The organism is Variovorax rhizosphaerae, assembly GCF_037889975.1.
GTDB lineage: Bacteria > Pseudomonadota > Gammaproteobacteria > Burkholderiales > Burkholderiaceae_C > Variovorax > Variovorax rhizosphaerae.
The window spans coordinates 1-9,280 of record NZ_JBBKZT010000063.1 but is presented as its reverse complement, the minus strand read 5'-3'; the positions used below and the strand labels follow the sequence as shown (position 1 = coordinate 9,280).

The following is a 9,280-nucleotide window of genomic DNA, read 5'->3' as shown; positions in this document are numbered from 1 at the left end:
GATGGACGAGGCCGAAAACGACGTGTTGGCCTTCATGACCTTCCCGCGGGCCCACTGGACGCAGATCTACAGCACCAACCCTCTGGAGCGGTTGAATGCCGAGATCAAGCGCCGCACGAATGTCGTGGGCATCTTCCCCAACGACGCTTCAATCACACGTCTTGTCGGCGCGATGATGCTCGAGCAGAACGACGAGTGGTCTCTCAACCGGCGGTACATGCAGCTTGAAGGCTTGCAGACCCTGAGCGACACTGCGCCCACTCGGCTGTCCGCAGTGGCTCGCTGAGTACCGTGCATCTCAGCCCTGTCCGGGCTGAAGACTTACACCATCCGCCGGGACGTAACCTGGCCCCGGTTGTTTACCCCACGCGATCGCGACTGGCTTGGTTTGCCCGGACGCCCGCGATTCCCCTCCGAGTGCCGGGGACATGCGAGAGCATACGCCGCCGCGATGTAGCGCTACCGCAAAAAGAGCGCTAGAGTGAACGGCCTCAACCGAGGCATTCACCTCTCTACGTCGGCTCAAGAATCGCTGGGACATGGGCAGGAACTCCGCGACACGGGCTGGTGTGGTGGTCCGCGGGGCACCAATGCGCCTCGTGGCCGAGCCAGCGCGCGCGCAGGCTGTTGCCGACGGCCGGCCGGACCTTGTCTCTACGTCACCGGGGCTGCATGGCGACATGCCAACTTTGACCGTCCCGCAATGGCGGGCGCTGATGCAGACCCGAGCGCTGGCCTACTTTGAGGGCCTTCGGTCGCTCGGGGTGGCTGCAGTGGAGCATCACCGCGTATCGGGTCGAACTTTTCTCGATGTCACGATCGAGCGGCGTCGGTTCACGGGAAAGGTCTTCGATGGGCCGTTCCTGGTCGCTGAAACCAACAAGGGCGAGTGCCCATTGAATGCGTCCATTGCACGTCTCGCGGGCGGGGCCGTGGCGGTCAACGCCGATCGCTGGGCCTTATGCAAATACGGCAGCCAGGCACAGTTCGAGTTGGATGGGATGTCCCAGCTCGGGATTCGAGCGCTCGCGTGCGAATTCGGCGTTCTGATCCAGGGCGACGCGGGCATGGTGGAACTCTCGGAGACTGAGAGTTTTGCCGTATCGAACGCTCACGCAGCGCTGCTTGACTGGACCGAGAGACAGCCGGTGCTGGCAAGGCGTCGTCTGCGCAACGATCCTGCGTTCCTTCAAAGGCTGGAGACCTCCCGCCCGGTCACGCGCAGGTCGCTCTTTCGCAAACTGGAAGAATTCGAATACTTCAGCGGGCCGCAAGGGTAGGGGTGCAATCGGGACCTAACGCTACAGGGCACTTGCGTCCCGATCAGGCTGTGCGCGCGGCATGCCTACTCGCGCCTTTACTGCGGCTTCTAGTTCATGACGAAACCCGTGAGTGACCAGGATTGGCTATTCTTTAAAAAAAGCTCGAGCTTGGTCGCGACGTTTTCGACCGCCATGGCGATCTCGGCCATGGCTACGTTGAAGTCCTCCGGCGGGATCAGGCCAGGCACACCGAGGGCGAAATGCGACCGCAGTTCTCGTTCTGCCCAACTCCGTGAAGGAACGGAAGAACAAGGGGTGCTCCTTGTCAAAGAGCCGTGAACCCTCTGCGTGCGCTTTGCGCATTTCTGCGGAAAAAATGTGGGTATCAGCCAGGATCGAGTTAGCTATCATCTTTCCCAGCCCCAGATTGACGGAGGCCCCCATTCCAGCGGAGGCGACCAACATTTTGTGCTTGTCGATATTGTTGTAGTCGCCAGTTTCCAAAGCGCGTCGTTGCCACCTCTATAAGGTGCAATCTCGTCGATCGCCTCACTCATTTCAGGCGAAATGTTGTAGAAGAACTGATCGCCGTTTGTCTGCCGCTTGAGGTAGTGTTCCCTGCTATCGCAGTCCGGAAAGTACAGTTGCTTCATGTTGGCCGGCGGCTCTTGTCCTGTGGCGAGCCAGACGGACCATTTGGTAAGCAAGATGATCGAGGGCTCCACGCTGGTTGTGGAAGATTTCGCCGATGATCACGGGTATCACTGCAGGTACCGGCCGTATCGCAGAGACAAAGTGGGTCGGTCCCACTCCCTTCCGATGTTCAAACCCTGCCTGGATGGGCACATTGTCATGCGTGCTGTGCCATCGGTACCGCACCGGGTCCCAACTCATCAAGCAGCACGCCGCCCATGCGCCCCTTGACTTTGATCCATGGCCCCGGTGGGTGCCCGTGTCCGTCCCACTCGCTTAAGGCGCGCGCGGCGTCCGCTTGGTGTTCGTAGAAATAGCGCCGCTCGGCCGACGAGTGAATCGATATGCCAACCAAGATGGCGTGTGTCCACAGCATCCGCCCCACAGCACAGATTCGCCCGTTACTCATGCATAGGTCGGAGTACGACCCAGCACCGAGGCGAAGCAACTCATCGGCCAGGGTCGCGGGTATGGCGTCGGAATTCTTCACCGTGTTTCCCCGTTGATCAGGCTGTGACGCCGTAGCGCGACCACAGCTCATTGATGCGATGCTCTCGCGCAAGCTCGACCTGATGCGTCTCGCTCGATGCCAGTCCAGGCCTGGCGGCGATGGTCGTGCAATAGCGTTCGCTCGCCCGCACCAGGCGCACAAGTTCGTTCAGGTCGGACCGCATGGTTTCGAATACGTTCATGGCGTCGTTCTCCTACTCGTGGGCTCGCAGATCTGCGAGCGACGTTTCCAACCTGTCTGCCGCGTCAGCGTGCAGCTTGGCGGTGGCGTCGTCCAGCTCGACCGCCTCCTCTCGCATGGCACACGGAACCTCATGGCGCACGTCGTTAGCGACGACTTCGTCTGCCGGCTTCGACCAGAACTCAACCAGGTATTTGCTCATCTTGATTCATTGATTTCCGTTAAGCCTTCGGCGCCCTGGCCACTGGGCCGCGTGTCGTCCGGCATCATCTTGAAATGAAGCGGCCCGCTCACAGCTAACTCCAAGCCGGCTTTGTGTACGTGCACTGTGAGTTGATCGCCGACCAGGCTTGCCGATGCTGTTGGCAAGCCTGCGGGCGTAAAGCCATCGTTACCCACCAGTACGCGCTTGCGCTGCAGCGTCAGCTTGGCGGTCGGTGCCGCTAAGTGCTCCTCGATCCTGGCGATAAAACTGTGGGTAACCGGCACCATTGGCATCCGCTTCAAGTAGTCCGCCGCCTCGCGAAGCAACTGCAGCGACTCTTTGCGCTCTTCGTCCGTCGAGAAGTTCATTGGCCTCGTGCCTGGTTGATCAACTTGCTCGCCAATGTCGCTGCCTCGACGCCGCCGGCCAGGCTGGCAATGACAGCGCTGTGGCGCGCCTGCAGCGCTTCCTTGCCCGACTTGAACTTGCCCCAGGCATCCGTCACGACTTGCGCGACGGCCCGGTCGTCATCATTCGTCGACAGGGTCTCCGAGAGATCTACCAAAGCCTCCCTGAACAGCGCCGGAAGCCCGCCTTGGCTGTTCGACGGGTCGTGACGCTCCAGATGGCGCAGGCTGTAGCTGCGCACCGCGGCAATCAATGCCACCTGATTCGCTACGGTCGTCAGGCTCGCGAACGTTCCCTGCATGGCCTTCAACGTTTCCTTCTGGCGAGTGGCTCTGTCGTCCCCCCGCCTTTTCGCGATGGCCGCCGCTTTAAGCGATGCGGTGGCAGCAGACTCAAGCAAAGCCGCCGCCTTGGCGAGCAGCTTTCGCTCTGCGTCACTGAAACCCGCGACGGCGCTGGCTTGCGCATGCGATCGGACGCCGCCCGCCACTCGCCGCAAAGTGGCCGCTCGCGTCTTGTGATCCTTCTCGCTGTCGAGCGAGCTGCTTGCCAGTTGGGCGGGCGTCTTCATGCGGATCTTTTCCGTTCGGTCAGCAACCAGGTCGCTCATGCGCGAAAGGACTTGGCGAGCGAACGCCGAAGCGGAAGATTTGGCGGCGCCCATCGAGCTGAAGCCCTTCGCCTGGAACCCCAGGAACGCCAGGGTGAAACCGCCTTTGTCGTCGGTGAGCGCCATCATCTCTTGCCCGGCGAATCTCAAGACTTGCATGAGCGCTTCATCACCCGCATTGCCAGCGTGCCAACGTTGTTGCGGCGAACTCATGACGAGCTTGCCCTCTGCGCCGAGTTCAATGTTCATGTGCCCCCCGTTGTTCGATGTTTCGAGCACGGTACTCAATGAGTGCCTCGTCAAGCGGCCTTCCTTCTGTTTTTCCTGGCGTGCGATTTGAGCAGGCTTTCGATCGCATCGCGGGCGAGCCTGGGCATGTTGCGGTGGCCCTTCGAGCCCTCGGGCAACCTGTAGTTCTTGAAGGCGCGCGGCTCGATGCCCGCGGCTTGGGCGACCTCATCCCATTGCATGCCCAAGGTGGCCTTGGCCGCCTGCAGGTACTCCACCTGGCTCTGCCGCTCGACACTCATTGCTTTGTCGCCCCGGCATCCGCCATGCCTTCAAACACCCAGGCCATGGGACAATCCAGCGTGATGCTGGCCAGCGTCAAGGCACCGGCCTCCGTCATGTCGAACAGCTTCCAGTTGCCGTCCGGCTCGGGACGGAACACCTCGACGCGGCGCGTGTCTGGATCAATCAGGACGTATTCGCGCAGGGATGGCAGGCGACGATAGAAAGCAAACTTTGCGCTGCGGTCGTAGCCCTGCGTGCTGGGCGACAGCACCTCGATAACGAGCAGAGGGTCCGTGATGACTTGGTCGTCGTCGCGGAACGTCTTGCCGCAGGTGACGAACACATCCGGATAAAGCACCGTATCGTCGGCGATCTGGACTTTGGTGCCATCCTGAAAGACTTGGCAAGCCGAGCCGTCCAGATGGTTGCCGAGGCGCCGGCTCATGTTCGCGACGATGCGGCCGTGCGCGCGAGTGCCGCCCACCATCAGGAAGATCTCGCCGCGATAGAACTCGTTGCGATCGGCTTGCTCCGCCTCCCAGGCCAAGTACTCGGCCAGGGACTTTCTCTGCAGCGGCATGCCCATGCGTCAGCCCTTCGTGAAAATACTCATTGAGTACCATCATACGGACATTACACAGCCCGAGCAACGAGGGCGATTGCCAGCTATCGCCTCTCAATTTGCGGCAATAATCACGCAACCAATCAAGTTGCGCTGGAGGCAACCTGCAACCTCATTCAAACATATGAAGGAATGCTGAATGGCAAAGCGTTGGGACGCCCTATATTTGCCTGATCCACTCGAGCCAGAGGGAGTGCTGCCGTGGGGCAAATCACCGGAGCAAACTGAGGAAGACTTGGAGAACAGTGTCGCCAGAATAGGTGGACACTGCATACCAAACTACGGCCAGTCCTACCTCTTGGCGGCCGAAGCACTATTGCAGACGGCCAAGAAAAGCCGCGCTCTCGATCACTTTGCGCTTCCGATCTTCTACATGCAGCGGCATGCCGCGGAGAGCCTGATCAAGGAGGGCCTGCAGCTCGCAGTTCAGATCCAAGAGCATCGCCGGCAGCTCGAAAAGCCAGACCCAGACTTCCTCACCGAAAAGCAATGCAACACGGTATACGCGTCGCATGATCTTTTCGAATTGCTCAGGATTCTGGAAGGTGTGGCGGTGTTCTTGGATGCGGGCGAGATCCCGGAAGTGCTACACGGAGCCGTGGCCGAAATTGGATTGTTTGAACAGGGTGAGGCGACGCGATCACGCTACTCGATGCATGTGGTCAAGAAGACCAACGAACTGATACCACACTTAAATAAGTCGCGTCCGCCGATACCATGCGTGCAAGCAATGGCTACCGATTCTCGTGCGGCTTCGAAAGCGCCCTCAATATGTCTTCCGATAGCGCGTACGTGCAGGGCTTCGCAAAAGACCGGCAAGGCACGGGCCAAGAATGAGGCCGCGCGCTTCGCCGCCACAATGTGAATGATGCCGGCCCAGATGCGTACGAGTTGGCACAGGTTCCTGGTCCTCAAATCCCGTACGACGATGCATGATGAAACTAGCGGAGATCAAAAGGTGGTGACCAGTGGGCTTCGACTTCATCGGTGATATCCATGGCCAGGCTGGCAAACTCGAGGCGCTGCTGCGCAAACTGGGCTACGTCGAGAAGGCCGGCGGCTGGGTGCCTCCGTACCTACGCAAAGCCATCTTCGTGGGCGACCTGATCGACCGTGGGCCGGAGCAGGTCAAGGTGGTCAAGACCGTCCGCGCGATGGTTGAGAACGGTCGTGCGCTCGCGCTGATGGGCAACCACGAATTCAACGCAATCGGGTTTGTGACGCAGCATCCGCAGGACCCGACAGCCTTTCTGCGGCGGCACAGTCCCAAGAACATTTCGCTGCATGCCGAGTTCCTGCGTCAGGTCGGATGTGGCTCGGCGCTCCAGCTGGAGTTGGTCGAGTGGTTCAAGACCTTGCCGCTGGCGCTCGACTTGGGCGGCGCCCGCGCGGTGCATGCCTGGTGGCACCAGCCCTATGTTGACCTCGTCACAAGGCAGTTGCCCTCCGGAAAGCCAATGGACGAGGATTTCCTGCACGCTGCGTATAACAGAGGCTCGCCCGAGTGCCTGGCGATGGAAGGCCTGACCAAGGGGCTGGAGATCCGCCTGCCGCCCGGCCGTTCGTTCGTGGACCACGGTGGCATCGAGAGGTATGACGTACGGGCAAAGTGGTGGGAAGGAGGCGCTCGCAGTTATCGCGACGTTGCAATTGTTGGCGCACATCAGCTCGACCGCATGCCGGAATGCGAGCTGCCGCCCGGGTATTTGGGCGGCGGTCCAATCAACGGAACGCCCGTGTTCATCGGGCACTACTGGATGGAAGGCACGCCGCACCTTCAGACGTCCAAGGTGGCCTGCCTGGACTGGTCGGCCGCGAAGGCCGGGCCGTTGGTCGCCTACCGCTGGGACGGCGAGCAGGAGCTGGATGGCGCGCGCTTTGTTGCAGCAGGTTGAGGCAGTTAATGGCCAAGAGACGGCGTTGACGGGTGCGAGGTGATCGTACGCGGAGCACCAGCAAGTTGAACCCATTGCGATTGCCAGGGGGGCTTGCTAGCTCGGATGATCGAACACGCCTGATCATTGGTTCCCGAATCGCTGAGGCCGACGAAATCGGCGACGCCCCGGACGATGGTGACACGGTGAAAAAGTGGCGCGAAGTCTTGAAGGGGTTTCGCGCGCCGGTGCTGAAGCGGAGCAAATATGGATAGGTGCCGACGTATTCGGGGATGAGATGCTCATCGCATTCCGATTCTGTACTCGACTTTCAATACATTCGCTGACCGGCCGGCTGAATCCGGACAATGGTTGTCTGGCCTGGAGGCGAGGTGAAGGCATCGCGGGTGGCAAGCATTTTCGAATGGAGAGAAAGCATGTTGCTCAAGATCGACAAGAGACTTCGCACGGCGAGATTGCATCGCGAGGACTGCAAGCGGATTCCGTCCCCAGTGGGCAGTGTTCACAAGCCAATTGGGAAACTCGGTCGCGATGGAGGCTGGTTCAGTGTCACCTCTGAAGCAGAGGCCAGCGCTGTTGCCCGCACCAACTTTCCTCAGGCCAAGTTCGATCGTTGTCAGTTCTGCCAGACGACGGGGAAAGTTGCTGGATCGGCCGCCGTCGTCACGCAGTGAAGTTCCGCCAGTGCGATCTCCTGCACACGCAGCGATCGCCCCTCACCCCCACCTTGTCGAGGTGCCGGGTTTACCGAGGTTGCCCTTCTCGGCGATTGCCAGGCAGCCGACCAATTTCACCTTTCTGCGGGCTACCCGGGCGATGGTTGCGAACCGTGAAGTGCAACAAAGATGCGACCGTTGCGATTTCATAAAACCCAATGAAATCGAATGATTAACGCGTACCGACGAGCCGGCGGTCGCAACATTACGTCGCATTCTTGGAGAGTGTGCAAAAGTGCGGGAGACTGCGAGTCTCGCCGCCTTGTCTCACAAGGTGGCCGTCTTCGCTACTTTGGCGGTCATTGAATCGTTGGAGGTAAGCCATGCGCTTGATATTGAGGCTCGAATCGCTGAGGCCGCGGACATCGTCGACGCAGTGGACGGTGCGGTGACGTTGGCCGTTCTCGAGCGGCGAGACCGCAGTCTTGCCAAGTTGGGCCTCACCCTTGCAGAAGGCCGTGCCCTCCTGGCCCGGGCCCAAGACGTAATGGTCTCGCAGCAGGTCGACGAGTGGATGTCGGGCGAGATGAACTGCCGCCGGTGCAACACCCCACTCAGCCACAAGGACAGTCGCAGCATTGTAGTGCGGACCGTGTATGGCAGCGTGGCCGTCAGCAGCCCGAGATTGCGGTCGTGTCCCTACCGGGGGTACCGGGGACTGCATGCAGTTCAATGAGTCCGCTTTGCAAGGCGCTGCCCAGGCGGGTGACCCCGGAACTTGAATACCTTCAGGTGGAATGGGCTGCCCATCTGCCCTACCGGCAGCTTGACAAGATCTCGTTCAGCGGCACACGGCAAAGGATTCATACGGTCGCAAGGCAACTCGATGCCGAGTTGGAGCGCGATATCGCCAACCAGCCGAAGGCCACCGCCATCGCCGCCACCACCGTCCCGCGGCGCGAATCCACCAACATTGCGTGCGTCAGCGTCGATTCGGCATGGTTGAAACACCACAGCAGCCTCAAGGGCGCCAGTGCGCGCGCTGAAGCCAAGCTTCGGTCGCCTTGGTCCCCGGTACCGACCTTACGACGCCACGTGAATATCGTTGCCGGGCGAGCTGCGTTTGCCGACCGTGCTCCTCGGGTGTACGCGTATGTGCACAAGCAGGTGCCCTCGGCGGCCGCGCGATTGGATCAATTTCTCGCCCGAAGCGGTGTCGGCCCCAACGAGCGAGCGACCATGATCAGTGATGACGCGGGCGAGTTCCCCAAGGCGGTCCAGGGCAGCCAACTTGCCCGCGGCAGGATACTGGACTGGTTTCACATCGCAATGAAGTTCAAGGCGGCGGAGAACTCGGTGCTCGGCAACGCCCCAATCGAACCGCTGGAGCGAGCTTGGGTGCAAAGCGAGATCCGCAGCGCCAAATGGTTCGTCTGGCACGGCAAGGGCGGCAAGTCCGTGGCGCGCATCAAGGCGCTCGATGACGCGTTGATGGCCAGGACGGGCTATGAATACTCGACCACTCTGGTGGAATCTCCAACGGGTGTCTGGCTACATCGTCAACAATGCCGGCTCGCTGGTGAACTACGGTGGCCATCACAGAAGGGGCTTGCCTAGCAGGCCGTTGAAATACCGATTGCCTTGAGCCAAGATCGAGCTCATCAGATCGATGAAGAGGGAAGCGCCGATGCGAGGAGCCGACAGCTATAGCGAGAGCCTGTTCAC

At 60.5% G+C, this 9,280-nt stretch carries 14 protein-coding genes; 6 read left to right on the top strand and 8 right to left on the bottom strand.

The window, feature by feature from the left end:
* Both WKW82_RS39535 and WKW82_RS39530 read left to right on the top strand, forming a co-directional pair.
* The coding region (locus WKW82_RS39535; protein WP_340348682.1) for a transposase at positions 1–286 on the top strand (286 nt) is incomplete at its 5' end.
* Between the two features lie 394 nt (positions 287–680).
* Positions 681–1,280, top strand: a complete 600-nt coding sequence (locus WKW82_RS39530) for a hypothetical protein (RefSeq protein ID WP_340348681.1) — start codon at positions 681–683, stop codon at positions 1,278–1,280.
* A 389-nt stretch (positions 1,281–1,669) separates the two neighbouring features.
* On the opposite strand, the gene WKW82_RS39525 is transcribed toward WKW82_RS39530, so the two are convergent.
* From WKW82_RS39525 to WKW82_RS39490, 8 genes are all read right to left on the bottom strand, one after another.
* Entirely contained in the window at positions 1,670–1,915 is a 246-nt protein-coding gene (locus tag WKW82_RS39525) for a hypothetical protein (RefSeq protein WP_340348680.1), read from the bottom strand.
* A 197-nt stretch (positions 1,916–2,112) separates the two neighbouring features.
* Positions 2,113–2,445, bottom strand: coding sequence for a hypothetical protein (locus WKW82_RS39520; protein ID WP_340348679.1), 333 nt, complete (start codon positions 2,443–2,445; stop codon positions 2,113–2,115).
* A gap of 16 nt (positions 2,446–2,461) precedes the next feature.
* Positions 2,462–2,647, bottom strand: a complete 186-nt coding sequence (locus WKW82_RS39515) for a hypothetical protein (protein ID WP_340348678.1) — start codon at positions 2,645–2,647, stop codon at positions 2,462–2,464.
* Positions 2,648–2,659: 12 nt separating this feature from the next.
* On the bottom strand, positions 2,660–2,848 hold the full coding sequence (locus WKW82_RS39510; protein ID WP_340348677.1) for a hypothetical protein: 189 nt from the start codon (positions 2,846–2,848) through the stop codon (positions 2,660–2,662).
* Positions 2,845–3,219, bottom strand: coding sequence for a hypothetical protein (locus tag WKW82_RS39505; protein WP_340348676.1), 375 nt, complete (start codon positions 3,217–3,219; stop codon positions 2,845–2,847). Before WKW82_RS39505 ends, WKW82_RS39510 begins: the two co-directional genes overlap by 4 nt.
* Complete coding sequence (locus tag WKW82_RS39500; protein WP_340348675.1) at positions 3,216–4,118, bottom strand: hypothetical protein; 903 nt, start codon at positions 4,116–4,118, stop codon at positions 3,216–3,218. Before WKW82_RS39500 ends, WKW82_RS39505 begins: the two co-directional genes overlap by 4 nt.
* A 50-nt stretch (positions 4,119–4,168) precedes the next feature.
* Complete coding sequence (locus WKW82_RS39495) at positions 4,169–4,375, bottom strand: hypothetical protein (RefSeq protein ID WP_340348674.1); 207 nt, start codon at positions 4,373–4,375, stop codon at positions 4,169–4,171.
* A gap of 20 nt (positions 4,376–4,395) precedes the next feature.
* A complete protein-coding gene (locus WKW82_RS39490; protein ID WP_340348673.1) occupies positions 4,396–4,968 on the bottom strand; it encodes a Uma2 family endonuclease in 573 nt (190 codons plus the stop codon).
* A 175-nt stretch (positions 4,969–5,143) separates the two neighbouring features.
* Between WKW82_RS39490 and WKW82_RS39485 the strand changes: the two genes are divergently transcribed.
* From WKW82_RS39485 to WKW82_RS39470, 4 genes are all read left to right on the top strand, one after another.
* Positions 5,144–5,869, top strand: coding sequence for a hypothetical protein (locus WKW82_RS39485; RefSeq protein ID WP_340348672.1), 726 nt, complete (start codon positions 5,144–5,146; stop codon positions 5,867–5,869).
* 103 nt (positions 5,870–5,972) lie between these two features.
* Entirely contained in the window at positions 5,973–6,899 is a 927-nt protein-coding gene (locus tag WKW82_RS39480) for a metallophosphoesterase (RefSeq protein WP_340348671.1), read from the top strand.
* Positions 6,900–7,315: 416 nt separating this feature from the next.
* The gene (locus WKW82_RS39475; protein ID WP_340348670.1) at positions 7,316–7,573 is read left to right on the top strand and encodes a hypothetical protein; all 258 of its coding nucleotides are present in this window, start codon (positions 7,316–7,318) and stop codon (positions 7,571–7,573) included.
* A gap of 714 nt (positions 7,574–8,287) precedes the next feature.
* Positions 8,288–9,172 (top strand): hypothetical protein, encoded by an 885-nt coding sequence (locus WKW82_RS39470; protein WP_340348669.1) that lies wholly within the window; start codon positions 8,288–8,290, stop codon positions 9,170–9,172.
* The last annotated feature ends 108 nt before the right edge of the window (positions 9,173–9,280 follow it).